Source organism: Anaerozeibacter quisquiliarum (genome assembly GCF_051162045.1).
GTDB classification, from domain to species: domain Bacteria; phylum Bacillota; class Clostridia; order Christensenellales; family Aristaeellaceae; genus Anaerozeibacter; species Anaerozeibacter quisquiliarum.
This window is the reverse complement of sequence record NZ_JBISDI010000006.1, coordinates 23,239-49,669: the sequence shown is the minus strand read 5'-3', so window position 1 is coordinate 49,669 and position 26,431 is coordinate 23,239. Positions and strand designations below refer to the sequence as shown.

General features: G+C 65.8%; 18 protein-coding genes and 1 pseudogene. 5 read left to right on the top strand and 14 right to left on the bottom strand.

Features of this window, described 5'->3' with window-relative positions; all coding sequences use genetic code 11:
• Nucleotides 1-63: 63 nt before the first annotated feature.
• The 5 genes from ACH6CV_RS03780 to ACH6CV_RS03760 form a co-directional block, all read right to left on the bottom strand.
• On the bottom strand, nt 64-348 hold the full coding sequence (locus ACH6CV_RS03780; protein ID WP_456356834.1) for an acyl carrier protein: 285 nt from the start codon (nt 346-348) through the stop codon (nt 64-66).
• Complete coding sequence (locus ACH6CV_RS03775; protein ID WP_456356833.1) at nt 345-2,549, bottom strand: HelD family protein; 2,205 nt, start codon at nt 2,547-2,549, stop codon at nt 345-347. The genes ACH6CV_RS03780 and ACH6CV_RS03775 overlap by 4 nt, the downstream gene beginning before the upstream one ends.
• Nucleotides 2,550-2,770: 221 nt before the next feature.
• Complete coding sequence (locus ACH6CV_RS03770; protein WP_456356832.1) at nt 2,771-3,430, bottom strand: TlpA family protein disulfide reductase; 660 nt, start codon at nt 3,428-3,430, stop codon at nt 2,771-2,773.
• A gap of 15 nt (nt 3,431-3,445) precedes the next feature.
• A complete protein-coding gene (locus tag ACH6CV_RS03765; protein WP_456356831.1) occupies nt 3,446-4,111 on the bottom strand; it encodes a cytochrome c biogenesis CcdA family protein in 666 nt (221 codons plus the stop codon).
• 396 nt (nt 4,112-4,507) lie between these two features.
• A complete protein-coding gene (locus ACH6CV_RS03760) occupies nt 4,508-4,864 on the bottom strand; it encodes a winged helix-turn-helix transcriptional regulator (RefSeq protein WP_456356830.1) in 357 nt (118 codons plus the stop codon).
• 160 nt (nt 4,865-5,024) lie between these two features.
• Between ACH6CV_RS03760 and ACH6CV_RS03755 the strand changes: the two are divergent.
• A pseudogene (locus ACH6CV_RS03755) lies at nt 5,025-7,298 on the top strand (heavy metal translocating P-type ATPase); the annotation flags it as partial.
• A 52-nt stretch (nt 7,299-7,350) separates the two neighbouring features.
• Here the strand turns inward: ACH6CV_RS03755 and ACH6CV_RS03750 are convergent.
• The 6 genes from ACH6CV_RS03750 to ACH6CV_RS03725 all read right to left on the bottom strand — a co-directional run bounded on the left by ACH6CV_RS03750 (nt 7,351) and on the right by ACH6CV_RS03725 (nt 17,052).
• Complete coding sequence (locus tag ACH6CV_RS03750; RefSeq protein WP_456356829.1) at nt 7,351-8,598, bottom strand: [Fe-Fe] hydrogenase large subunit C-terminal domain-containing protein; 1,248 nt, start codon at nt 8,596-8,598, stop codon at nt 7,351-7,353.
• Nucleotides 8,595-11,465, bottom strand: coding sequence for a diguanylate cyclase (locus ACH6CV_RS03745; RefSeq protein WP_456356828.1), 2,871 nt, complete (start codon nt 11,463-11,465; stop codon nt 8,595-8,597). Before ACH6CV_RS03745 ends, ACH6CV_RS03750 begins: the two co-directional genes overlap by 4 nt.
• A gap of 14 nt (nt 11,466-11,479) precedes the next feature.
• A complete protein-coding gene (locus tag ACH6CV_RS03740) occupies nt 11,480-13,585 on the bottom strand; it encodes a sensor domain-containing diguanylate cyclase/phosphohydrolase (RefSeq protein ID WP_456356827.1) in 2,106 nt (701 codons plus the stop codon).
• A 296-nt stretch (nt 13,586-13,881) separates the two neighbouring features.
• Nucleotides 13,882-15,117 carry an SPFH domain-containing protein gene (locus ACH6CV_RS03735; RefSeq protein ID WP_456356826.1) on the bottom strand — a complete coding sequence of 412 codons (1,236 nt, stop codon included), beginning with the start codon at nt 15,115-15,117 and terminating at the stop codon, nt 13,882-13,884.
• A gap of 27 nt (nt 15,118-15,144) precedes the next feature.
• Nucleotides 15,145-15,951 (bottom strand): TPM domain-containing protein, encoded by an 807-nt coding sequence (locus ACH6CV_RS03730; protein WP_456356825.1) that lies wholly within the window; start codon nt 15,949-15,951, stop codon nt 15,145-15,147.
• Nucleotides 15,952-17,052 carry a hypothetical protein gene (locus ACH6CV_RS03725; RefSeq protein WP_456356824.1) on the bottom strand — a complete coding sequence of 367 codons (1,101 nt, stop codon included), beginning with the start codon at nt 17,050-17,052 and terminating at the stop codon, nt 15,952-15,954.
• A gap of 302 nt (nt 17,053-17,354) precedes the next feature.
• Here ACH6CV_RS03725 and ACH6CV_RS03720 point away from each other — a divergent pair, with 302 nt between their 5' ends.
• Together ACH6CV_RS03720 and ACH6CV_RS03715 are read left to right on the top strand one after the other, a co-directional pair.
• Nucleotides 17,355-18,452 (top strand): Gfo/Idh/MocA family protein, encoded by a 1,098-nt coding sequence (locus ACH6CV_RS03720; RefSeq protein ID WP_456356823.1) that lies wholly within the window; start codon nt 17,355-17,357, stop codon nt 18,450-18,452.
• Nucleotides 18,449-19,168: a ThuA domain-containing protein gene (locus ACH6CV_RS03715; RefSeq protein WP_456356822.1), complete on the top strand. Its 720-nt coding sequence runs from the start codon at nt 18,449-18,451 to the stop codon at nt 19,166-19,168. Before ACH6CV_RS03720 ends, ACH6CV_RS03715 begins: the two co-directional genes overlap by 4 nt.
• Here the strand turns inward: ACH6CV_RS03715 and ACH6CV_RS03710 are convergent.
• Genes ACH6CV_RS03710 through ACH6CV_RS03700 form a run of 3 tightly spaced genes read right to left on the bottom strand, consistent with a single transcriptional unit; the run spans nt 19,165 to nt 23,055 of the window.
• Nucleotides 19,165-19,737, bottom strand: a complete 573-nt coding sequence (locus ACH6CV_RS03710; RefSeq protein ID WP_456356821.1) for a class I SAM-dependent methyltransferase — start codon at nt 19,735-19,737, stop codon at nt 19,165-19,167. The two genes, ACH6CV_RS03715 and ACH6CV_RS03710, sit on opposite strands and share 4 nt — an antisense overlap.
• A 1-nt stretch (nt 19,738) precedes the next feature.
• Complete coding sequence (gene holA, locus ACH6CV_RS03705; protein WP_456356820.1) at nt 19,739-20,758, bottom strand: DNA polymerase III subunit delta; 1,020 nt, start codon at nt 20,756-20,758, stop codon at nt 19,739-19,741.
• Entirely contained in the window at nt 20,755-23,055 is a 2,301-nt protein-coding gene (locus ACH6CV_RS03700) for a ComEC/Rec2 family competence protein (RefSeq protein ID WP_456356819.1), read from the bottom strand. Before ACH6CV_RS03700 ends, holA begins: the two co-directional genes overlap by 4 nt.
• 142 nt (nt 23,056-23,197) lie before the next feature.
• Here ACH6CV_RS03700 and ACH6CV_RS03695 point away from each other — a divergent pair, with 142 nt between their 5' ends.
• Nucleotides 23,198-24,922 carry an asparagine synthetase B family protein gene (locus ACH6CV_RS03695; protein ID WP_456356818.1) on the top strand — a complete coding sequence of 575 codons (1,725 nt, stop codon included), beginning with the start codon at nt 23,198-23,200 and terminating at the stop codon, nt 24,920-24,922.
• Nucleotides 24,923-25,192: 270 nt separating this feature from the next.
• Entirely contained in the window at nt 25,193-26,344 is a 1,152-nt protein-coding gene (locus tag ACH6CV_RS03690; RefSeq protein ID WP_456356817.1) for a hypothetical protein, read from the top strand.
• The last annotated feature ends 87 nt before the right edge of the window (nt 26,345-26,431 follow it).

The window sequence follows — 26,431 nt, the reverse complement described above, 5'->3', positions numbered from 1 at the left end:
CGATAAAGCCGCCGGCTCAAACCCGGTGGCTTTATCGCGCCCTGCCAGCCGATCTCGCTGTTGTCACTCGTAATACCAAGCCGCGCGCGCCTCCTCGGACGGGGGCGCGTAGTCGTCTTGGCCGTCGGCGACGCGGCGGTCGACGTAGTCCGAAAGGTCCTTCACGCGCGCGAATTCGCAGACGCGCTCGTCGTCGATTGTGATGCGGAACCGGCGCTCGCACCCGACGATCAGCTGCGCCAGGCTGATCGCGTCCACGGCGCGCCACAGCCTCGTCGTAGGCCCGATCAGCTCCTCGTCCACGCCCTGAATCTCCGCCAGCATGCGGCGGATCGCCTGATCGCTCACGCCTTTGCCCCCTCTTTGTCCAGCGAATACAGATTCAGCCGGTGCAGCGCGCGGGTGCAAGCCACGTACAGCAGCCGCTTCTCCCCCGCGCGCTCGTATCGGCCGGCGTCCAGCACCAGCACCGCGTCGAACTCCAGCCCCTTCGACAGCGCCAGCGGAATCACGAACGCACCCGCCGTCTCGCCCGCGTCCTCGGCGTCGATCAGCTTGACCTCGGGCACGCCCGAGAGCCGCGCATGCCACGCGCGGGCGCCCAACGCCGTGCGGGCGATCAGCGCGATCGACTGAAAACCCCTTGAGCGGCACAGCGCGATTTCCTCCGCAATCTGATCGATCAGCCCGGCCTCGCTGCGCGCCATGTGCTCGCCCGGCGCGTCGCCGCTGCGGTTGAAGCATTCGATGCCGCTCGGATCGCTCAGGAATCTTAGGCTGAATTGCAAAATCTCGCGCGTCATGCGAAAGCTCTTGTTGAGATCGACGAGCAAAACACTCTTGCGGTTCAGCGCGCGGGCGATCTCGTCGTACAGCGCCCGACTGAGCGGCCGGTCGAGCGCCTGGTTCACGTCGCCCAGCACCGTAAAGCGCGCGTCGGGGAACAACCGCCCCAGCACCGCAAACTGCAGCGCGTCCAAGTCCTGCGCCTCGTCCACGACCACCTGCCGGATGCGCGAGCTCGGGGGCGCGCCCTCGGTGAGCAGCTTCAGATAGGCGATCGCCGCCGCATCCTCGAGCGGCAGCACCGCTTTGGCCAGCGCGCGGCGCGTATAGGCCAGGATATCCGCGAGGTCGTCCGGCGCATCGTCGCCCAGCAGGCGGCGCACCGCGCGCTCGTCCGACATCAGCCGCGCGTAGAGCGCGCGGTGGTCGAGCCTCGTAAACCGCCGGATGCGCTGCGCCAAAATCGCGCATTCGAGGATCGAGTACGCCCGCGCGCAGGCGTCGATTTCGAGCGTGTGCCCGCCCGCGCGGCGCGCGCAGTCGGCCAGTTTCTCCATGCGCGCGCACCTGCGTTCTCGAATGCCGGCCCACAGCGAGCGCTCCATGCGCGCAAGCCGCGCGCCCAGCCCCAGCGCGTCGCCTTCGGCCAGCATCCGCGCCTTGAGTTGATGCCGGGTGGCAACCACGCGACCGGCGTAATACACGTCCTCGAATGGAATCCATCGGCGTGGCAGCTCGCGCACAAACCGGTCGAGCGCCCGCACGAACGCGGGCGAGGCCTTGAGCGCCGCGCCTTTTCCGCCGCTCACCCGCTCCAGCCGCTCGAGGCCCCCTTCGACCGGCGCGCCGCCGAGCGCGGCGGACAGCAACCATCCCATCGTGCGCGTGGCGACGCTCTGCTCGCCGAGTTCCGGCAGCACCCGCTGGATGTAGCGCTCAAACAGCGCGTTCGGCGACAGGATCAGGATGTCGCCGGCGGACAGCGGCTTTTCGCCGTTTTGATACATCAGGTAGGCCACGCGGTGCAGCGCGATGGACGACTTGCCGCTGCCCGCGACGCCCTGCACCATGAGCAGGTCGTGCCGCGCGTCGCGGATCGCCTCGTCCTGGTCGCGCTGGATGGTCTCAACGATCGCGCGCATGCGTGGCGACGCATTCTGCGAAAGCATCTCGCGCAAAAACCGATCCTGCACGTAGGCGTCGGCGTCGAAAAAGTACTCGAGCTGTCCGCGCCGGATCTCGTACTGGCGCTTGCGCGTCACCGTGCCGGAGATTACCCCGCCCGGCGCGTCGTACCGCGCCTTCCCGACGCCGAAGCGGTAGAACACCGAGGCGATCGGCGCGCGCCAGTCGTGCACGACGATGTCGCGCCCGCCCTCATCCCTGAGCGTCGCGCGCCCGATGTAGACCTGCTCGGCGTCGCCGCCGTCGTCAAACGTGAAATCGACGCGCGCGAAGTAGGGCGCGTCCAGCATGCCGGCGAGCGCTTGCGCGCGCTGCGCGCGCATCGCGCGCGTCTTTTCGTCAACCGCAATGGCCTGCGCGTATTGGTTGAGGTTGACAAGCGCTTCAAAACCGTCCGCCGACCACAGGCTGGCGGGGCGCTCCTCGGCCTGCTCGCGCAGCTCTCGGCGCGACTCGGAAAGCGCCGTGTTCTGCCCCGCCTGCGCGCGCTCAAACGTTTGAAGCTGCTCTCGCACGATGGCAAGCGTCCGGGCAAGCCGCGCCCGTTCCGCCTCCATCTCATGCGCCCGTATCTCCACCTGCGCACCCCCTCGATTGTGGTAGTGGCTAGGATACCACGATCGCGGCCAAAAGAACAGTCTTGTCATTTTTCTTCGTTTGCGGTATAATAAAGGTGCAGAAAAGAAGGGCGCGCCGACGGTCGCGCTCTTCTTCATTCGCGGTCATTGCACATCAAGCCGAGGCGGGGTTGCAGCATCGGAAAAGACGCTGCAACCCCTTCGCAATCCGCCACGGTCTCCTACTTGCTCAACTCGATCCCCCCGCGCAGCGCGTCGGCGTCGATCGCGCCCTGCACGCCGGTCACCACGTAACCCTCGGCATCGAGGAACAGGGTGGTGGGGATCGACATGATGCCGTAGGTCATGCCGGCCTCCTGGGTGGTGTCGTAGTACACCGGGAAGGTGAAGCCCTGGTCGGCGACGTACTTCGCGCCCTTCTGCATGGTCTCGCGCTCCCCGTCCACCAGGTCCACCATCATGAAGTGGACGTCGTCCTTCACGTCCTGATAGACGTCGTTGAACTCCGGCATCTCGCCCTTGCAGGGCGGGCACCAACTGGCCCAGAAGTTGATGACCACCGGCTTGCCCAGCATGTCGGACAGCTTGACTTCGTTGCCGTCTTTGTCGAGCACCGTAAAGTCGGGCGCCTTCCTGCGCTGCTTGCCGGGTGTGGGCGAGGGCTCGGCCGTCTGCGCCTCGGGTGTGGGTTCCGCAGCCGCGGCGGGCTCGGTCGGCGCTTCGGCGGGCTCGGGCGTGGCCTGTTCGGCCTCGTTCAGCGCGAGGTCGAGGCTGCCTTCGGGCTTCACCCGCTCGCCCAGCCGGTTGTAGGCAAGGACGGCCACGGCGATAAACAGCGCGAACGCCGCCACGAGCAGCACGGTCTTTGTCTTTTTATTCATAAATGACACCCTCCTCTAAAACGTCAGCATTGAGAGAAACTTGCCCATGTGGCCGGTGGCCATCAGGATACCGATCGCAACGAGCAGCGCGCCGGACACCATGTTGATGACCTTATAATGCCGCTTGATGAAGTTGAAGGCCCCCTTGAGCCGGTCGATCAGAAGCGCGCTCGCGATGAACGGAATGCCCAGCCCCAGCGAAAAGGCCGTCAGCATGACGACGCCCTTGAGCCATGATCCGGCCTGCGAGGCCAGCAGCAGCGCCGAGCCCAGGAACGCGCCCACGCAGGGCGTCCAGCCGACCGCGAACACCATGCCGAACAGTGCCGATGAGAAAAACCCCAGATTCCCGACCTCGGCGTCCGGCCCGCTCGAGCGGTTCAGAAAACCGATCTTCAGGATGCCCATGAAGTTGAGCCCGAACACGATCACGATCAGGCCGGTGATGAGGTTCAGGGTTTGGACGTGCTCGCGCATCAGCCGCCCGATGCTGCCCGCGAACGCGCCCATCGCGACGAACACCACGGTGAACCCCAGCACGAATCCGATCGCATTGATTAGCGTCTTGCGCCGATCCTCGCCGCTCGCCGCGAAATAGGAGATGTAGATCGGCAGCATCGGCAGGATGCAGGGCGAGATGAAGGTGATGATGCCTTCGAGAAACAAAATCAAGTATTGCATGCGAGTGCTCCCTTCTTATGGGCCGATTCTAAACAGCTCGGACCAGCCCGGCCGCTCGGGCAAGTCAGCTGGAGCTGGAGCCGCGCCCGTAGGACACCTTGCGGCTCTCGCCGTCCGCGCCCGTCCGCCGATACAGCCGGCGGGGATGCCCCGGTGCCCTTTCTTCCCGTGCGCGCCTCCTTGGCCTTTTCATCAGCGTCCGAGAACGCCCCATGAGTATATGTACCCACATAATCTCTGCAAAATCAGGCATCATGCTATTATGTGAACAAAAATGACGGAGGAGTGCTCCATGGACGCTACCGCGGCCATGCGGCCCATCATCGGCGGCATGACGCGCACTAACCGCCGGCAACGAACCGACGCCCGTCGGCGCAGGCGGCGTCCAGCCGTAGATCACGTCCTTGGCGTTGTCATCGAGCAGTTGACCTCGATGCCCTGCCCCCGCAGATAGTCCGCGCCCCAGTCGTACATCCCCTGCAGGACCGGGCGGATGCTGCGCCCAAGCTCGGTCAGCGTGTACTCCACCTTGGGCGGAACGACCGGGTACACCGTGCGCACGACCATGCGCTGCGCCTCGAGTTCGCGCAGGTGCTGGGTCAGCATCTTGGGCGTGGCCTTCGGGATCAGTCTGCGCAGCTCGCCGAAGCGCAGCGTGGCGTCGGTCAGGTGCCACAGGATCAGCGCCTTGTATTTGCCGCCGATCATGTCGAGCGCGGCGTCCACCGGGCAGTTCACGGCCTGTTCGTCCATGTGTTCGTCCTCCCTCGGTATCTTTTGAGGTACTATAGCACATTTATGTGCGTACTTGAATTATCCTCCGTTTAAGTTAGAATGATCGTGGACATGGTTAGGATGACTGTGAACGTGGTCGGCGTGTGCCAGCCGCAAAACATCTGGGAAGGAGCCTCTTTCTATGGAACAAATCACCCTCAACATCGGCGGCATGACCTGCGCGGCCTGCGCCCAACGGGTCGAGAAGACGCTTGCGAAGCTTAAGGGCGTCGACAGCGCGTCGGTCAACTTCGCCACCGAAAAAGCGACCGTGGTCTTTCAGCCCGGCGTCACGCGGCTGTCCGACCTGCGCGCGGCGATCGAGCAGGCGGGCTACCAGGCGCTCGAGGTCAAACAGGAACGCGCTTCAGACGAGGACCGCGTGCGCAAGCAGCGCGATATCCGCACCCTGTGGACCAGATTCACCATCTCGGCGGTGTTCTCGCTGCCGCTGTTGTACATCGCGATGGCGCCGATGATCGGCTTCGTGCGGCTGCCCTTCCCGGCGTGGCTCGACCCGATGCGATACCCGCTCAGGTACGCGCTGGCGGAATTGCTGCTGGTCATCCCGTCGCTCGCCGTGGGCCATCGGTTCTACACGGTCGGCTTCAAGGCGCTGTTCTCGCGCAGCCCCAACATGGACTCGCTGATCGCCGTCGGCACCACCGCCGCCGTCGTTTACAGCATGTACAGCACCTCCCGGATCGCCTATGGCCACTTCCACGCGGTAGACATGCTGTACTACGAGACGGCGGGCATCATCATCACGCTGATCCTGCTCGGCAAGTCGCTCGAAGCGGTTTCCAAGGGCCGCACCAGCGAAGCCATCAAGAAGCTGATGGGGCTGGCTCCCAAGACCGCGATCATCGTGGAGGACGGCGCGGAGCGCGAGATTGCGATCGATGAGGTCGCGATCGGCGATGTGCTGGTTGTAAAGCCGGGTTCGAAGATTCCGGTGGACGGTACCGTGCTGTCGGGCCACACCGCCATCGACGAGTCGATGCTGACCGGCGAGAGCATGCCGGTCGACAAGCAGGCGGGCGATAAGGTATACGCCGCCTCGCTCAATACCACGGGTCGGGTGACCTTCCGCGCCGAGAAGGTGGGCGGCGACACGGCGCTGGCTCAGATCATCAAGCTGGTCGAGGACGCGCAGGGCTCGAAAGCCCCGATCGCCCAGATGGCCGACGTCGTGTCCGGCTACTTCGTGCCGATCGTGATCGCGATCGCGATCCTCGCGGGCGTTGCCTGGTACTTCGGCACGGGCGGCGACGTGAAGTTCGCGCTGACGATCTTCATCTCGGTGCTGGTCATCGCCTGCCCCTGCGCGCTGGGCCTGGCCACGCCGACCGCCATCCTGGTGGGCACCGGCAAGGGCGCGGAGCATGGCATCCTTATCAAGGGCGGCGAGGCGCTCGAGATCGCGCACAAAATTGATACGGTCGTGTTCGACAAGACCGGTACGATCACCGAGGGCAAGCCGACCGTCACCGACGTTAAGCCGGCCCCCGGCTTCGAGCGAGACGAACTGCTCGGGCTCACCGCCTCCGCCGAGCAGGGCTCCGAGCATCCGCTGGGCCAGGCGATTGTGGCGGACGCGCAAAACAAGGGGATGGCCCTTCAGCCGGTCGAGGACTTCTCGTCGATCACCGGCCGCGGCATCGAGGCCAAGATCGACGGCCGGGCCGTGCTGGTGGGCAACCGCGCGCTGATGGTCGAGCGGGGCATCGCGCTTGCGGCGCTCGAAGAGGCCGAAGGCCGCCTCGCCGAAGAGGGCAAGACGCCCATGTACGTGGCGGTTGACTTAAGCCTCGCGGGCATTGTGGCGGTGGCCGACGTGGTCAAGCCAAGCAGCCGGAATGCCATCGACAGCCTGCACCGGATGGGCATCCGGGTGGCCATGATTACCGGCGACAACGCGAAGACCGCCGCCGCCATTGCGCGGCAGGTGGGCATCGACCGCGTGCTCTCCGAGGTGCTGCCGCAGGACAAGTCGAACGAAGTTGTGAAGCTGCAGGCTGAGGGCCGCAAGGTGGCCATGGTGGGCGACGGCATCAACGACGCGCCCGCGCTGGCGCAGGCCGACATCGGCATTGCGATCGGCTCGGGCACCGACGTGGCGATGGAGAGCGCCGACATCGTGCTGATGCGCTCCGACCTGACGGATGTGCCCACGGCGATCGAGCTGAGCCGCCGCACGATCCGCAACATCAAGCAGAACCTGTTCTGGGCGTTCGGCTACAATGTGATCGGCATTCCGATCGCGGCAGGGCTCCTGCACCTGTTCGGCGGGCCGCTGCTCAACCCCATGTTTGCCGCGGCGGCGATGTCGCTGAGTTCGGTGTCGGTGCTGACCAACGCGCTTAGGCTCAAGCGGTTTGTACCCGGCGCGCGCAAAGGCAAGGCGAATTAGGGCAACACCGCACAAAGAACGTAGACGCAGAGGGATTTGCGCGGCGTCGCCCTCAATCAAAATGCCGCGTGAATATCTCATCCTCGCTGAGCAGTTGCTCGATCGTGTCAAAGCCGAGGCGCTTGAGCAACTCCATCACATAGGGATTCTCGGCCGGCGTCCGGTACAGCGCCCGGTCGCCGTAGACCTCGACCGCCGCGCGGCCCGCCTCCATCGGCGCGATCGCGCGCGGACCGCCCACGCAGCCGCCCACACAGCCCATGCCCTCGTAGAAGTTACCGCGGCCGTTGCCGGCCAGGATGTCGCCGATCATCGCCTTGAGCGCGGGCACGCCGTCGGCCTGCCTGGTTTTGACCGTGATCGGGCGATCGGGGTTCAGGCGCGCGACCGTCTCTCGCACCGCCTCGCTGACGCCGCCCACGCGCGCGTAGATGCGCCCGGCGCGCGAGGAATGATCCTTGTCGCTCTCCCCCATCGCGGCCGGGTCGATGCCCAACAGCTCAAAGATCGACTGTACCTCGTTGAACGTGAGCACATAATCCACCGCACCGGCCAGGTCCTTCTCGCGCGCCTCGGCCTTCTTGGCCAGGCACGGCCCGATGAACACCGTCAGCGCGTCCGGGTAGAGCGCCTTGATCGTGCGCGCGCAGGCCACCATCGGGGAGACCGAGCCGGGCACGTGGGGCATGAGCTCCTTGTAGATTTTGCGGATCATGGCGATCCACATCGGACAGCAGCAGCTGGTTAGCTGGTAGTCCGACTCTTTGACGATGTTTTTGTCGAACTCCAACGCCTCCTTGAGCGTCAGGATGTCGGCGAACAGCGCCACCTCGATCATGCCGTCGAAACCCACGGCCTTGAGCGCGGTGCGCAGCTTGCCGGGCGTGACGCTCGCTTGGAACTGGCCGAGAAACGCCGGGGCGATCAGTGCGTAACTCAGGCCCTTGCCGGCGCGCACCGCCTTGAGCGCGGGCAGGATGTCGGTGCTGGCGGCCAATTTGTCCTTGGCGCAGCCCCGGATGCACTCCGAGCAGCCCACGCACAGCGCGGGGTCGATCTCGATGTTTTTGTCCCCGCCCACGCGCATCGCCCCGAACGGGCAGCGCGCGGCGCAGGCTGCGCGCTCCTCATGCGGGCAGTCGCAGGCGCCTTCTCGGATCACCAGCGGATGCTTGTGCGGATGCAGCAGGCAGTCCAGGTGATAGGGATCGTACTCAAGGCTCGCTTTATCGAGCGCCTCCGGGTCGTCCGACAGCGCCAGTTTTACAGCCCGGTCGTACAGCTCGGCAAATGTCTTCATGCGATTTCTCCTTGTCGTTCACGTTCGATCATGTCTATAAAGGCCTCGGCCAGGCGGGGCTCAAACCGCGCGCCGATCTGCTCGCGCATGTAGGCGAGCACCCGGGCTTGGGCCTGGGCATCGCCGCCCGCCTCCCACAGCCGGCGCTCGTACACTTCGCAAATGGCGAGGATGCGCGCATTGAGCGGAATCTCCTCCCCCACAAGTCCCTTGGGGAAGCCCGACCCGTTCCAGTGCTCGTGATGCGCCAGCACCGCCGGGGCCAGGTCGATCGTGTCGTCGAAGGTGCTCAGCAGCCGGTAGCCGACGATCGGGTGACGGCGCATTTCGCTCAACTCCCGCTCGCTGAGTTCGCCCGCGCGGCACAGCGTCTCGCGGTCGAGCGTGATCTTGCCGATGTCGTGCAGCCGGCCGATTTCCCTGAGCTTGTGCAGTTCCTCGGGCGGCAGGTTGAGCGCGCGCCCGAGCGAAACACACAGGGCGCTCACCTGGTCGGCGTGGGCGCGCTCACGCGGGCTCTCCAAGTGCAGGGTGCGCAGGATCTCGCCGATCGTGGACGAACGCGCCTCGTCCCGCCCGAGCACCTTGTTGTTGTACATGACCTCCTCGGCCGTGCTCAGCACCCGGTCGACGTCTTCCTCGGCGGTCCGCTTGACGGCGACGCCCATCGAGATGCTGCCCTTGATCGCCTGAATGCGCTCCTTGGCAAACTCCTCCTTGGTTCGCGCGACGATGCCAAATGCCGTCGCCGCCTCGGTCTTGGGCAGCAGCAGCACAAATTCGTCGCCGCCCCAGCGCGCGACGATGTCGTCCGCCCGGCACACGCGCTTGAGCACCTGCGCGATGCGCTCCAGCAACGTGTCGCCGGCCGCGTGGCCGAAGATGTCGTTGGTCAGCTTGAGCCCGTTGACGTCGCCCATGATGACCGCCAGCGGCAGGTTGCGCGGGGTATCCAAGCGCCTGAGTTCCTCGTTGAAGAAGCGCCGGTTGTACAGCCCGGTCAGCGCGTCGTGGAAACTCAGGTATTCGATCCGCCTGCGCTGCTGCTTGCGGTGCGTCACGTCGCGGAAGACCATGACCACGCCCTCCACCTTGCCGTCCTCACCGTGTATGGGCGCGGCGCTGTCCTCGAGGTTGCAGCGCGTGCCCTGCCGGGAGACCAGCACCGCGTGGTTGGACAGCTCCTGCACCTCGCCCTTCGTAAGCGCCGCGGCGATCACATCGCTGATGTGCCTGCCTGCGTCCTCGTGCTCGATGGACAGCACGTCCCGGTAGTGATGTCCGACCGCTTCGGCGCTCGTCCAGCCGCTCAGCCGCTCGGCCACCGGATTGAGCATCTCGACGCGGCCCTCGCCGTCCACCACCAGCACGCCGTCGCCGATCGACACCAGCGTCTTCAGATAGCGGGCGCGCTCGAAGTTCATGCGCTCCTCGACCTCGCGCCGCCGGACGGCGTTCCACACGCCGTTCATCAAGATGGACAGCTCGGACACGTCCAGCTCGTCGTAGTCGGTCGTCTTCTGGCCCACGCCGACCACCGCGACAATCCGCTCATCGAAGATCACGGGCACCGCCGCAAAGCGCCGGCAGCGTGAGCAGTTCGAGGGGCAGCCCAGCCAGTTCGAATCGCGCGGGTACAGGTCGTTCAGGATCAGCGGCTTCCCGCCGCTCGCCACCTCGGCCCACACGCCGCCATCGTCCAGCGAAAATTCTGTCCGGGGTTGCCAGTCCTCATCCGCCCCCACCGGGCCGCCCGTCCAGCAGCCGTGCGAAAAGGCGCGCGCCGCATGGTTGTATCGGTAGATGTAGCCGCAGCCGCTGCCGGTCAGCTCCAGCGCCTCGCCCAGCGCGTAGCGCAGTTGCTCGTCCTCACTGTGGAAGCCGCGCACCATCACGTCGGCCAAAATCTCGTGGCGGCGGTACATCATCGCGCGGCACTTTTCCTCGGCGCGCTCGCGGGTCACATCGCGCGCAATCACGCCGATGCCCATGCATCCGTCGGGCATCGAGACCGGAAACTTAACGCTCGAAAACGACCGGCCGTCCCACTCGATCTCGTCGCGCACCGGGGCCCTGGTCTCGACGACCGCCACGTCGCTCCTGTTGCGCAGGTCGGCGAACGCCCTGGAGGACAACTCGTAGTCGTCGAGGCCGACGATCTCGTCGGCCGGCCGTCCGTACAGCTTCTCTACCCCGCCGTTGACAAACAGGTATTTCATTTCCTCATCCTTGAGGTACATGATATCGTCCGACGCCTCAAAAAAAGCGTTGCGCAGCGCGTCGACCGTCTCAAGCGTCCGGTACGCCCGCCTGATCTTGGCGCGACCGCGCAGCGTGACCACAAGGAGCGCCGCCATCAGCACGGTCAGAGCCCCGCCCACCCAGGCGAAGATGCGGGTGAGGCGCAACTGATCGGCCTCGAGCTCCGCCACATCGGTCTTGTCGTGCACGATGGCGAGCAGCGCGCCGCGGTTCTTATAGATGACCGGATAGGCGCTCATCTGCACGTCGATCTCCCGGCCCGAACTGTGCCGATGCTTGAGGCGGTAGTGATCGCGGCCCTGCTCTTGCGCCAACCGCATCTCGCCTTCCATCTGATCCAGGGGCGTCGCGACGATGTCGGCGTAGCGCAGCCTGCGCATCCCGATCTCGGAATAGCCGTAAAACACCGCCGCCGCGCGGTTGGCCCACAGGATTTCGCCGTCCTCGGGATCGACCATGAACATGACATCCCCGCGGTGGATGAACATCTCTGACAATTCGAGGGGCGCGGCGTTGGGCAACGATCGCACGGGGTAGGCGAAGACCTGAGCGGCACCACATAGGAGCGTCAGGCAGGCGGCAACAAGCGCGATCAGCCTTTTCATGGCACGCATCTCCTTCATTGTGCTAAGGTCCCCCGGATCATGTCTATGAACGCCCGCGAGAGCTGCGGGTCGAACTGCGTGCCCGCGTTGCGCTCGATCTCGGCGAGCGCGTCCTCGCTTTCCATCGCCCGCCGGTAGACGCGATGCTCGGTCATCGCGTCGTAGGCGTCAATGATCGACAGCATCCGGGAGAGCAGCGGAATCTGCTCGCCCGCAATGCCGTGCGGATAGCCGTCCCCGTCCCAGCGCTCATGGTGGCACAAAATGTAGTCGGCCACGTGCGACAGCTCCATGGTCGACGCCGCGATGCGGTAACCGATCTCGCTGTGTTTCTTCATCTGCGCCCACTCATCCTCGGTCAGCCGGCCGGGCTTGTTGAGGATGCGGTCGTCCACGCCTACCTTGCCGATGTCGTGCAGCATCGCGTACAGCTCCAGCTCATCCATCTCGCGCTGGCTGAGCCCCAGCGCTCGCCCGAGCCGCTTCGACAGGCTGACCAGCCGCTCGCCGTGGGTCTCGGTCTCGCGGCTGCGCGCCAGCATCGTGGCCATGACCGACGAGATGATCGAGTTGTGCGAACTGCGGCGCTCGAGCAGCTTATGGTAGGACATGTTTTCCTGTGCCGTCCTGACCACGTCGAAGAAGCCGGTGGACAGGTCCATGCGCGTGGCGCAGCCCACCGACAGGCTGAGCTCGCACTCCTTTTTGGGCAAGCCCGCGTTGCTCGCCGCCACCGCCTCGCGGATGCGCCGCTGAACCTGCTCGGCCTCGGCGGCATCCGTCCCCGGCATAATCAGCAGGAATTCGTCGCCGCCCGTGCGGATCAGCGCGTCGCCTTCGCGGCTCACGCCTTCGATCAGCCGAGCGGCGGTGACGATCAACTGGTTGCCCCGCTCAAGGCCAAACACCGCGTTGACCAGGTGCAGCCCGTCGATGTCGCACACGGCGACCGACAGCGGCAGGCAATCGTCCACGTCCATCGATCGGTGCATGCCCTCGTAGTAGTACCGGTTAAACAGGCCGGTCAGCGCGTCGTGCTCGCTCATGTACAGAATGCGCGCCTCGTTGTCCTTCTGGGCGGTGATGTCGATGACGATGCCCTCGAGCGCGGCGACCTCGCCCGCCTCGTCGAATATGCCCTGCCCCAGCTCGAGCACCCACTTGCGTTCGCCGACCGCGGTCTGTATCTGGTATTCCTGCCGGAAATTCTCCCGGATGGGCAGTACGCGCTGCCACTCGGACCAGATCCGCTCGCGGTGCTCGGGTACGATCAGGTCGTTAAAGGACAGCACGCGGTTTGAGATCAGCGCCTCGGGCGGGTAGCCGGTCAGCGCCTCGCAGCCCTCCGACACGAATTCCATCGTCCACGCCCGGTCGAGCCTACAGCGGTACGCCATCCCCGGCAGGTGCGACAACAGCACCGCCTTGCTGCGCTCGCTCTCGCGCAGCGCCTGGTTCGCCTGCTTGCGCGCGGTGATGTCCTCAATCAACGCCAGGAAACAGGCGTCCGACTCGGGCTGCCCGTCCAGGAACTTGCTCATCTTCAAGCGCACCCACACCACCGATCCGTCGGGGCGGATGTAGCGCTTGTCGATCGAAAAGTCGGACGCTTGTCCGCTGTTCAGGCGCTCGTACATATCGGCGGTCGCAGCGATGTCGTCGGGATGCGTGAAGCCCCGCCAGTTTCTGGTTTTAAGCTCCTGCTGCGACCGGCCGAGGATCTGCTCGGTCATGCGGTTAAAGCTGCTGTCCTCGCCCAGTTCGTCAAAGCCGAGCATCCCTCCTCGGGTGACCGCGACGCCGATCGGGGCCTGGTCGAACACCGCGCGGAACAGCGCCTCGTCCGCAGCCAACTGCCGGGCGCGCGCCGCCAACCGACACAGCTTCGCCAACGCCCAACCGAGCGCCCCGATCACCGACAGCCCGAGCAGCAGCGCCGCGATGCCGAGCGCCGTATCCGCCTGCATCCGCGCCGCAGCCCGCAGATGGAAGCACCCGAGCGCGAACAGTATGCCGGCGACCAGCGCCATGCCCGACGCGAAGCCCAGGATCAGGCTCAAATGGCACACCCGCCCGATCTCCCTGCTCTTCGCCGCGATATTTGGCTGCACCTTACTCATATGCATTCCTCCGCCGCCCGCCTTGTGCGCGATGCCCGGTCTGTCCACACTCCTTCGGTAAATGCGCGCGGCCCGTCGCCGGCGCGGCAATCGCCCATGTTATATTTCGGCATTGCGGGGGTTTTGTTTATTTTTTAATAATAATGGCAGTCGGTCCCGATGTCAACAGGCGCTGCGAGAAAATCTGCTCCAAACGCTATAACGCGCCCGCGCCCGCGCGCAAAGGGCATGGCGATCGCTTGATCGCCATGCCCCGTCGCTTCGCAGGCCCCTTGCCGCCGCCCCTATTCCTCTATTTACAGGGACAACTGGACAGGCCTGGCCCCGCCGCAGTTCGAGCAGAATTTGCCCTGGTTCTGCGCGCCGCAGCCGCATGTCCAGCCCTCGGCCGGGCGGGGACTGCCGCAGTTTCCGCAAAACTTGCCGGCGTTGCCGACCGCGCCGCAGGCGCAGGCCCAACCATCGGCCGACACCGCCGGGGCAACAGGCGCGCTCTGCGCGGCGGCGGGCTGCCGGTCTTGCTGTTGCCCCATCTGGAACAGGCTCTGAGCGTTCATACCGCCCGCGCCCTGCGCCGCGTTCATGCCCATGAAGCCCATGAACGCGCCGTTTTGGTTTTTCGCCGCGTCCTGCATGGCCTGCGCCTGCGCGCCCGCCAGGTGCGCCGCCGCCATCGTGGGGTTGCGCAGCGCCGCGTTGCGCTGCAACTGCTTGATCATCGCCTCGTCTTCCTCGGAGGCCGTCACCGAACTCACGCCGAACGAAGCCACCTCGATGCCGCGCAGCGTGGCCCACTTGCCCGACAGCACGTCATTGAGCGCGTCTGCGATCTCCACCGTGTGGCCGGGCAGCGCGCTGTAGCGGATGCCCATTTCCGAGATGCGTGCAAACGCCGGCTGCAGCGCGGTGAGCAGCTCGGTCTTGAGTTGGCCGTCGATCGCCTCGCGGGTGTACGCGTCCTCCACGTTGCCGCACACGTTCTTGTAGAACAGCAGGGGGTTGACGATCCGGTAGGAGTATTCGCCAAAACACCGGATGGCGATGTCCACGTCGAGGCCGATATTGTTGTCCACCACGCGGAACGGCACCGGGCTCGGCGTGCCGTACCTGTTGCCCACGATCTCCTTGGTGTTGATGAAGTATATCCTATGATCCTTGGGCGCTTCGCCGCCGAACGCGAAGCGCTCGCCGACCAGCTTGAACACGTCCATGATCGATTCCTTGTTCAGCTCGCCGTAGAAAATGCTGGGCTCGGTCGAGGCGTCATAGACGAACTCTCCCGGCTCGGCGCACAGCTCGACCACCTTGCCCTGGTTGACGATCAGCATGCACTGCCCCTCGTTGACCGCCACGATCGAGCCGTTCGAGATCACGTTGCCGCCGCCCGCGCCGCCGAACAACCGCTGCTTCTGGCGCTTGTTCCCCTTGGCCGCCAGCACGTCCGCCTCGAGCGCGTCGCTTACAAAGTAATCGCGCCACTGGTCGCCCAGCACACCCGACAGCGCGCCGATGCCCGCCTGCAAAAGACCCATATGCCCCCATCCTCTCTATGTCCGTACTCAGTATTTGCCGCTGCTCCCGCCGTGCGTCGTGCCGCTTGACGAGGTGAACGTCGAACTGCCGCCGGAAGACCCGCTCTCCGACGATTTCTCGATCCTCGTGCGTACCTCGCTGCGGTACAGATACACGTCGAGGCTCCGCTCCAAACGCATCGAGCCATCGCGCACGTAGCGCCGCGCGCCGCGCTGCGGCCGCTCGGAGCGCATCTTAAGGATCAGCACCGTCATCGTGATGCCCGTGATGACCAGCGCGACCAGCACGATCCAGCCGGTCATGCCGAGCACGCGCTCGGACACGCTCTTGAGCTGAAGAGGGTTGTCCACGTCGTAGGGCCGACCGGCCTCGGCCTGTGTAAGGCAGATATCCGCGTCGCGCAAAAAGCGCTGAAAGCCCTGCGCATACTTGCCGGCGCTGAAGAAGGGCACGATGTCGTCCGCAATCCGCTCCTGCGCGTAATCGGTGAACGCCCCGATGCCGCGTCCGGTGGTCGCCATCGCCCAGTCGCGCTCCTCGGTGCTGAGCAGCAGCAGGACCCCGTCGCCGCGCGTACCCTGGCCGTAGCCGTTGTAGTCGTAGTAATCGGCCGCGTAGTCGAGCGCCGCCTGACCGCCGATCGAGCGTTGGGTGACGATCACGATGTCCATCCGATGCGCGTCCGACAGCGCGCGCGCCTCGTCCAACAGACCGTCCAGTTCCTCCCGCGTTAAAAGCTCCGCGTCGTCCACGACCAGCGCGGGCGCCTGGGCCAGTACCGGCAGGGCCGCAATGAGCAGCGCCGCGACCAACCATGCAATCCTTTTCAGCATTTACAGCACCCCCATCGAGGCCAGCGCGAAGGCCAGCGCGAACAGGCCGATCGTAGAGCCCAGGAGTACGGAAAGCCCCCACTTGAACGCCCGCGCCCCGGAGATCGGCAGGTTGCCGACCAGCTTGCCGGTCTGCCCGTTCATGGCGAACGTGCGCGTCTTGCCCCGCCACTGGGTATTCAGCATCCACACCGGCAGCAGCACATTGCGTACCTTGCCGTAACCCAAGCGGATGCTCGACGACTGGGTCGTGACGCTGTGGTAGCCGACGACCGTATCCCGAAAGGCGTCCGCCACGCTGTCGGCGATGCGCCGCTCGGCGCGCGGCTCGGCCGCCTGCGCGTCCACGTCGTAACGCTCGGCCTGATAGCCCGGCAGGTAGGCGGTCGAGAAAGCGACCTCCCGGTCGTAGTCGAACGGCTCGATCGACTCCATCAAGACGTCGTCAAACTTGCTCGAACCGTCCACCGGCACGCCCGTTAAGCCCAGCGCGCCGCCGCGCTGCACCAGGTAGTGCTCGGTCACGGTCACGCGCTCGTCGCCGCTCGTGTGCGTGTGGACGCGCTCTGCGCGGTAGGCGACGTCGCCCTCGGCCTCGCAGTCGAACAGCCAGAACGGCACGTACACGCCGGTGATCTTCTCCATGCGGTTTTTGCTCGCAAACGCCTTGGGCAGCAGTGGCTTGCCCGCGATGTGCGCCTTGTAGGCCGCCACCGCGTCCTCCTTGCGCTTGACGAACGGCAGCACGGCGTCGGGCCGGAACGCGCCGGAGAGTTGCTCCGGCATGATGGCGTTGTTGCCGCAGTACACGCACTCGGTCGCGGCGGTGGTCTCGTCCACCACGATCTGCGCGCCGCAGGACGGGCATCCGTAGCTGCGAAGCTGCCCAGCCTCGCCCGCCGGCCACGCGCCGTCGCCCGCGCGCGCCCATTCGGCGGCCGGCTGCTGCTCGGCCGCGCGCAGCACCTCGTCGGCCTGCCTGACCGCCTCCGCCTCGAACTCGTTGCCGCACGATTTACACGCAAGCTTCGCACTCACGCCGTCATACGCAAGCGGCGCGCTGCATGACGGACATTTGTAATGAACGACCGCCTGTTCCATCGCCGTCATCCCCTCCCCGTCGAAGATGTCTTCGCACCTAGAATATGTCAATAGTATAACATGAAGCGGGGACCCATGTAAACAAAAAGGTTTGGGGCTTGGCGGATGAGGCGCCTCCCGGCATTGCGCAAAGCGCGACGCGGCGGTTCACAGCGCCTTCGACGCAAAATTCGCGATTCTTAACAAGGATTTGTATCACGCTCGCCGAGGCGCGGCAACATCGGGATTGCGCAAGGGCCGTGACTTGATTATAATGATCTTGGCAATCTCCCGATAACACATGGTCAGGAGGATGACAGCGCATGGCAAAGCTCAAGGTAGGCATTGTGGGATGCGGCGGCATCGCAAAAGGCAAGCATCTGCCCGCCATCGCGGCGACCGGCGAGGCGGACATCGTGGCCTTTTGCGACATCGTCAGGCAGCGCGCCGCGGATGCCGCGACGCAATACGGCACGAAGGACGCCCAAGTATACACCGACTACCGCGAGCTGATCGAGCTGGAGTTGGACGCGGTCTATGTGTGTACGCCCAACCGCTCGCACTGTGAGATCAGCGTGGCGGCGCTTGAGGCCGGCAAGCATGTGATGTGTGAAAAGCCCATGGCCATCAACCATCGGGAAGCCCTGCGGATGGTGGAGGCCGCCAAGCGAACCGGCCGGCTGTTGACCGTCGGCTATCAGGCCCGCTACCGCCCGGACAGCGCCTACCTCAAGCGCGAGTGCGAGAACGGCGAGTTGGGCGACATCTACTATGCCAAGGCAAAGGCGATCCGCCGCCGCGCGGTGCCGACCTGGGGCGTGTTCCTGGACGAGCGGGAACAGGGCGGCGGTCCGCTGATCGACATCGGCACCCACGCGCTGGACCTGACGCTGTGGATGATGAACAACTACAGGCCGAGGAGCGTGGTCGGCACCGTCTATCACAAGCTCAACGGCGAGACGCAGCCCGCCAACGCCTTCGGGCCGTGGGACCCAAGGCGGTTCACCGTGGAGGACAGCGCCTTTGGCTTCATCATCATGGAGGACGGCGCGACGATCACGGTGGAGGCGAGCTGGGCGCTGAACACGCTGGATGTGCACGAGGCCAAGACCGTGCTGTGCGGCACCAAGGCCGGCGCGGACATGCTCGACGGCCTGACGATCAACGGCACCAAGCACGACCGCCAGTATGAACTCAAGCCCAACCTGTCGGCGGGCGACGTCGACTTCTTCGAGGGGGCCTCCGAAACCCCGGAGATCACGGAGCAGAAGGTCTTTCTGGGCGCGATCCGGGGAGAAAACGAGCTGGTGGTGCTACCGGAACAGGCCGCCGTCGTCACGCAGATCCTGGACGCCATCTATCGCTCCGCGAAGGAAGGGCGCCAGATTACGCTATCAACGCAGGAGGGGTGTCAGGCGTGATTCGCATCACCATTTGGAACGAGTTTCGTCACGAGAAGCATGACGAAGCGATTGCAAAGATCTATCCCCGCGGCTTGCACGCCGCGCTGGCGCAGGGCATTGCCATGCCGGACTTTCAAATCCGGCTGGCGTGCCTGGACGAGCCGCAGCACGGCTTGACCGAGGAGGTCCTGCGGGACACCGACGTGCTGATCTGGTGGGGGCATATCGCCCATGACGAGGTGGCGGACGAGGTGGCGGCGCGCGTGTGCCGGCATGTCAACGCCGGCATGGGCGCGATCTTCCTGCACTCCGCGCATCATTCGAAGCCCTTCCTTATGCTGCTGGGCACCACCGGCAACCTGACCTGGCGCGAAGACGGGGGCAACTGCCGCGTTTGGGCGGTGGAACCCGCGCATCCGATCCTGCAAGGGGTACCCGCCGCCATCGAGCTGCCCCATGAGGAGATGTACGGCGAGCCGTTCGACATCCCTGCGCCCGACGAATTGCTGACGATCAGCTGGTACAAGGGCGGCGAGGTGTTTCGCAGCGGCGTGACCTACAAGCGCGGCTACGGCAAGGTCTTCTACTTCCAGCCGGGACACGAGGCATACCCCACCTACTACGACCCGCACATATTGCGCGTGATTCAAAACGCCGCGCGCTGGGCGCAGCCGGTGATTCGGCGCTCATGCGCGTGCGTGCATCGGGCGCAGCCGCTGGAGCGGGTGGACTAGCAAAGCCGGGTCAACGCGATCAGCACCGGCGCGCCGTCACCCTGGTTCAGGTAACGCTGAACCATCGTCTGGGCGAGGCGCGGCGGTTGCTTTGACGCCCAGCCGAGCACCGCGTTCAGCTCCCGCCCGCCCTCGTCGTGGCCGGGGTAGGCGCAGACGGTGATGAGCCCGCCGACCGTAATCAGCGCCATCGCCGCGTCCAGCGCGCGCAGCGTAGTGTCCGCGCGCGTGGTCAGCGCCTTGTCGGGCGCGCCGGGCAGCCAGCCCAGGTTGAACACCGCGAGAGTGATTTCGCCCGGTATTTGCTCCGCCATGCGCTCGTGCCCGCACAGCAACAGCGTGGCCCGGTCGTGAAGCCCCGAGCGCATAAGCCGCGCGCGCGTCTGGGCCAGCGCGGCTTCTTGCACGTCGAACGCCCACACATGGCCCTCGGGCCCGACCAGACGGCACAGCGCCTCGGTGTCGCCGCCGTTGCCCATGGTGGCGTCCACGCAGCGCGCGCCCGGCGTCGCAGCGGCTTCCTGTAATGCGCGCGCCCAGCGGCGCGCGCTGCCCAAATCAATCCCCATGCTACAGCGCCCCCAGCGTGAACAGCAGCGCGTTCAGCGCGTCCTCGTCGCGCGCCTTGCCCTGCTTGATCGCAAAGTCGGCGTCCACGCAGGCGCGGTAGGCTTCTTCGAGCCGCTCGGCGGACAGCCGCGCGGCCTGCCTTTCCATCCGCGTGGCGGCGTAGTGGTTGAGCGAGAGCTGCCGCTCGATCGCGGGCAGCGGCAAGCCGTCCAGCTTGAGCAGCTTCATGTGGGTGAGCAGCCGCATCTGGCGGGTGAGCATCGCGAGGATGCCGATGCGCGTCTCGCCCGACGACAGCACCGCGCCCGTCAGCTCGATCGCGCGCGGCAGTCGCCGATCCATCAGGCAGTCGATCATCTGAAACACCGTGGATTCGAGCGAGGGCGTCACCAGCGCGTCCACCATCGCGGCGGTAACCATGCCGCCGGGGCCGGCGTAGGCGGCCAGCTTGTCGATCTCGCCGGCCAACCGCGTGAGGTCTCGCCCGGCGAGGAAACACAATCGCGCCGCGGCGGCGGGATCAATGGAGCCTCCCGACTGCCGGGCGCGCGCTTGCAGCCACGAGGCCAGCTTGTCGTCGGGCAGATGCTCGAACGCCACCGCGCGGCCCGCCTTCGAAAGCGCCGCGCCGGCCTTCTTGCGAGCGTCGAACGCGTCCCGCAGGTAGAACACCAGGCAGCAGCTTTGCGGAGCGCGGGGCAGCCAGGCGACGAGCGCGTCGGCATCCTGCGCCTCGTTGCGCATCTTGCCGGGCATCAGCGCCGGCCAGTCGCGCACGACGACCAACCGCCGCTCGCTGAGGAAGGGCAGCGTCTCCGCGGCCTCGATGATCGACTGTGCCGGGGCGTAGCCCTCGAAGGTCGTCTCGTTCATCGCCTCGAGCCCGGCGGGCAGCAGCGCCTCGCGCAACCGGGCGAGCGCCTGTTCCTTGACGAAGGCCTCGGGCCCGGTGAACAGGTAGACGGGCGCGATGTCGCCGCCCTTGATCTGGTCGAAGTATTGCGTCCAGGTCACCGTCATAAAAACGTCTCCATTTCAATCGTTCCATCGGCGCCGATGCGGGCGGTCACCGCGCCCGACCGGTCGGTGCGATAGGCGGCCACGCCCGCCGCGCGCAGACGCTCAAGCAGTGCGGGCGACGGATGGCCGTAGCCGTTGCGCCCGACCGGGATCACCGCGACCAGGGGGCCGGCCGCGCGCAGCAGAAAGGTGCTGGTGGCGTCGGCCGCGCCGTGGTGCGACGCCTTGATCAGCGACGCCTCGGGCGGGTTCGCGGGCTCGGCCGAGGCGGGCAGGTCGCCGCCGATCAGCACCGAGCCTTCGCCGTACACGAAGCGCAGCATCATCGAGGCCGCGTTGCCGCTCGACGGGCGGAACCCACGCTCGGGCGCGATCACCTCGCAGACCACGCCGGGGGACAACTGCACCCGGTCGCCCGCCCACAGGTAGCGAATCGCGCCGCCCCGGCGCCCGGCCTCGTCCACCAGCGCCTGAATCCCCGGATCGGGCTCGACATCACCCCAGAGGCCGGACAGATAGAGGTCGGGCGCATAACCCAGGCTCATCAGTTCCTTGAGCCCGCCCGCGTGGTCGCTATGCGGGTGCGTCAGGAACACGGCGCAGGCGCGGCGGCCGGTGTAGCGCGCGTAGTCGGCGGCGGGCGAGTGCCCCTTGCCGAGATCGGCGAAGTACAGCCTGCCCTCGGCGCTGACAGCCGCGGCGTCGGCCTGCCCGGCGTCCAGAAAGGTGACCGCGAGCCCCGAGGGCCAATTGAGTCGCGCCCAGCCGAACGACAGCGCGCACAGCAGCAGCAGCCCCGGCAGCAGCAGCGCACGCCGGCGCTCCGGCACGCGCAGGTAGGGCGAGCAGGCAAGGCACAAAAGCGCGAACGCGGCGCACAGCGGCCATGGCCAATGGGGCGCGGCGAGCACCGCGCCGGGCAGCGCGCTCATCCGGCCGGTCAGCAGCGTAAGCGCATCCAGGCATAGCCGGGCCGGCAGCGCGACGGCGGCGGCGGCGGGCAGCGCCGCGAAGGGCAGCGCCAACGCGATCAGCGGCAAGGCCAGCATGCCCAGCGGCACCGCGATGAGGTTGGTCAGCAAAGCGTAGGGGGTGATCGCGCCGTACAGGCAGCACAGCGCGGGCAGCGTGGCCAGCTGCGCCCCCAGCGACACCGCGAGCGCGTCCAGCAGATGGCGCACCGGACGGCTGCGCCCGGACGAGCGCAGCAGCGTGCGCAGCGTGGGCGCGAGCAGCAGGATACCCGCGATCGCCGAGAACGACAGGATCAGCCCGGGGTCGCCGATCGACAGCGGCTGCGCGGCCAACAATATGGAAAGCGCCGCGCCAAGGCCGGTCAGCGCGTCGTAGGGCCGGCCGGACAGCCGCGCGCCGCCCGCCAGCGCGAAGGTCAACGCCGCGCGCACCGCCGACGCGGGCAGCCCCACCAGCAGCGCGTAAAGCGCAATCAGCGGCAGCGTAATGAAGAACGCGCGTCGCCGCCCGAGGCCGAACCGCCTGAGCAGCCAGGCCAGCGCCACGGCCAGAGCGCTGACGTGCAGCCCCGACACCGCCAGCAGGTGGGCGACGCCCGCGGTGCGGAACTGTTCGAGCAGTTCCTCGGGCAGCGCACCCTTGTCCCCCAGCAGCATCGAGCGCGCAAGCGCCGCGTGATCGGAAAACAGCCGGTCGAGCGCCGCGCCGGCCGCGGCGCGCAATCGTTCGAGCAGCGGCATCGGCGATAACGCCCGACCGGATTCGACGCGGAACGCCTCGCCCTTGACGGTGGCGCACAGCCGTACGCCCTGGCGGCGCAGGAAGGCGGCGAAGTCGAACCCGCCCGGATTACGCTGTCCCTGCGGCCGCCAGGTCTCGACGGTGGCGGTCACGGTGTCGCCAACCTTAACCTCGGTGGGCGCGTAGCGGTAGAGCCAGAGCCGCGTGTCCGCCGGCCGGCCGTCGATCGCGACGCGGTCGAGCGTCAGCGTCACGCGGTCATCCTCGACGCGCGGCGCGGCGCACACCCGCCCGCGCACGAGCACGCCGTCGCCCGGTTCGGGCCCCGGCAGCGTCGCCAGCGCACCCGCGCCCCATGCGCCCACGAATAAAAACAAGGCGAACGCCGCCACCGGCCGCCGCGCGAACGGCACCCAGCCGCCCAAGAGCGCCGCCGCCGCGCCGAACAGCGCGCATGGCACGACGCCGAGCGCGCCGACCGCCGTTCCGACCGCCAGCAACGCCGCCGCCAGCGCGAGCGGCCGCTTGCGCATGAACCGCTCGACCGGCGCGTCCGGCCCATTGGGCGCGGTGAACTGCATGGGGGCACCACCCTTGCATGAGCGTTGCGGTTAGTATAACACGGAACGGCGCGGATGGGAAGGACGGGGTCGGGGATGCCTGCACAATTCCGCCCCGCCCGCATACGATGCCGGGGGGAGTGGTGGTATGAGGTATGCGGGTTTGTTTTTCACCAGACAGCCGCAGGCGCTGATGGGGGCGCTCGACGCGCCGTACGCGGTGATGGGGCGGCATGCGCTGTGCGCGCACAGCGCGACCGACGGCGGCGCGATGGCCTGTGCGGCGGGGTACATACGCAACGAGCACGCGCTTCATGAGCGGCTGCGCGAGGCGGGTGTGCGGGTGGACGCCGCGGGCGGGCTGTCGGCGCTGGTGCTGGCGGCCTATCGGCTGTGGGGTGAGCGCTATCCCGAGCACCTGGAGGGGCCGGTGGCCAGTGCGGTGATCGACCGGGACATGGACGTCCTTGTGCTCAGCCGCGACCGGATGGGCGAGCAGAGGGTGTTTTACCTGGCGCAGGGCGCGTCGGTCGCGTTTGCCGATCATCCCTCGGCGCTGCTGGCCGCGCCGTTCGCGCGGCGTGCGGTGGACGCGCAGGGCCTTAAGGAATTGTTCGCGCTGGGGCCGGCGCGCACGCCGGGGCTGACGCCGATCGTCAATCTCAAGGCGCTTGAGCCGGGCACGGCGCTGGTGGCGGGCGGCGCGGGACAGCGGCTGCACCGCTATTTCCGGCTGGAAGCGCGCGAGCACCCAGACTCGCTGCCCGACACGATCGAGCAGGTGCGGCTGTTGGTCGAGGACGCGCTCGGCGAGGTGCTGTGGGCGCGGCCCGCCAGCATGCTGTCGGGCGGGCTCGACTCCACGGTGCTGAGCGCGCTGCTGAGCCGCACGGGGCAGGGGCCGATTCGCACCTGGTCGGTGGAATACGAGGAGGACGAAAAGCACTTTATCCAAAACGACTACCAGCACGAGCGCGACCGGCCGTTTGTCGAGCAGGCGGTCAAGCTGCTGGGCGCCGAGCACCGGACGGTGCGGCTCGGCCAGCAGGCGCTGATGAATGCGTTGCACGAAGCGATGACGGCGCGGGGCATGCCGGGCATGGCCGACGTGGACGCTTCGCTGATGCTGTTCGCGCGCGAGATCGCGGGGCGGGACCGGTTCGTGCTGTCGGGCGAGTGCGGGGACGAGGTGTTCGGCGGATACCCCTGGTTCCACCGGAGCGAGCTGATCGCGCGGGACGCTTTCGCGTGGTCGGGTTCAATCGCGCTGCGCGAGTCGGTGCTCAGGAAGAGCCTCCGGGACAAGCTGAAGCTGAACGAGTACGCGGCGGCGCGCTACCACGAGTCGGCGGCGCGGCAGCCGCGGCTGACGAAGGACAGCGCCGAGGAAGCCCGGCTTCGCCTTCAGCATGGGCTGTGTTTTGAGTGGTTCATGCCGGTGCTGCAGGAGCGGGCGAGCGCGATGTGCGGCGCGAGCGGGGTGGGCGTGCTGACGCCCTACTGCGACGACCGGCTGGTGCAGTATATGTATAACGTGCCCTGGGCGGTCAAGAACCTGGGCGGGCAGGAGAAGGGGCTGCTCAGGGAAGCGATGCGGGACCTGCTGCCGGAGGGGCTGCTGAAGCGCAGGAAGAGCCCGTATCCGAAGACGCACCACCCACTGTACGCGGAGCTGGTCTGCGCGCGGATGCAGGAGGTGCTGGGCGATAAGGCGTCGCCGATCCTGAAGGTGCTGGACGCGGACGCGGTGCGCGCGCTGATGGCGGGCGGGCTGCGCGCGAGCGAAACGCCCTGGTACGGTCAGCTGATGGCCGGGCCGCAGATGATCGCCTACCTGCTGCAGATCGACGACTGGCTCAGGACGTATAAGCTGGAGGTGGAGATTTAGGGAAGCGCTGACCAAATCCTAAGCGCGGAGGCGAGCCGAATTTCCGCTATCTCGCGCCTGCAAAATCCTCGGCGTAGTGCTGCTACGTCGAGGATTTTGCAAGCGCGATCTGACGGAAATTCGGCTCGCCTCCGCACGCGTGCTTTAACCAGCGCTTTCCTAGAGGGTTTGCAAGTAAATATTTGCTATCAAAGTGTTTATATGGAACCAAGTTGTAAACATGCGCGTCGAAGGCGTAGAGGGGAGGCTGCAATGAGAAGCAAGAGGTCGATGGCCATCGCACTCTCGGTGACAGTTGTGCTGTTTTTGATCGGAACGATTGTTGGAGGTGTTGTTATGGATCACGATTCTTCGTTGGAAAAGCGCGAGCTTGCGCTTTCGATGATAAGCGGGCTGGACAAGGGCGAATATGGCGGGTACTACCTGAACGATGATGGCGAGTCAATTCACGTGAATCTGTTGCCCAGCCATCCGATCGGAATCTCCGAATCGGATATGGTGAAGATGCATACTGTTCGGTACTCTCTTGGGCAACTCGAGGACCTTCAGGAAGAACTAAGTACGCGGATGCACGAACTGCATATTCAGAGCCTCTTTGTGAACACCCAAGAGAATAAACTGGAGGTGCATGTCTACCAACCTGACGTTGATATCGGCAAAAGGCTTCAGCGATACGCGCCAGATTCGGATATGTACAAGGTGGTTTGGGATGAGCACCCTATTGTTTCTGTTATGGGCGATGTCGCTGAACTTACTAGGAGAGAACAGGCAGGGGTGTTCGTACAGGATGGTGCGGGCCTTATTCTTGGCGGAGGTGAGTTTTACGCTGGATATTGCTCAGCAACATGTGGAGTGAAATGGACAAAAAATGGAGTGACGAAGTACGGTATTCTCACTTGCGGACATGGTCAACAGGCAGGACGCCGTATGATGTACTTGCCGCCGCCATACACCAACACATACAATCCCGGGAATCATTCATGGGATGATGAGATATACATTGGAGATGTGGATGATATCTACCTTGGTAATGATATGGACTGTGCGCTAATCCCCAGAGCCAATAGCGATGTCCACATGGCAGGCATATCCATTGGGGGCATCAGCGCGCCATACCAGGGTGGACTTCCCGCAACTAACGCTACAGTGTGGTCGAACGGTTGTATTACGATCGGAAGCGGGAAGGTGATAAGTAGCAACGCGACTGTCGTTGATTCCACCGGAAGAACGCTAACGAAAGCGATTGGTACTGATATCGCGCTTGCCCACGGTGACAGCGGTGGCCCACTATACTATGAACCGTATAGCGGACAAAAGTCACTTTGCGGCATTGCCTCTATGAGCGACCTAACGACAACATCCTATTTTGCCCAATATGCTGCGAACCGTTCGGTCGCTGGATTTACCATGACTTCTTTCTAACCCTAAAGATAAGTTCTGAGCGCCCATCACCCGATGGGCGCTCAGGCTGTCAAAGAACCCCGTTTCGCACAGAATCGGTGCCCGTTT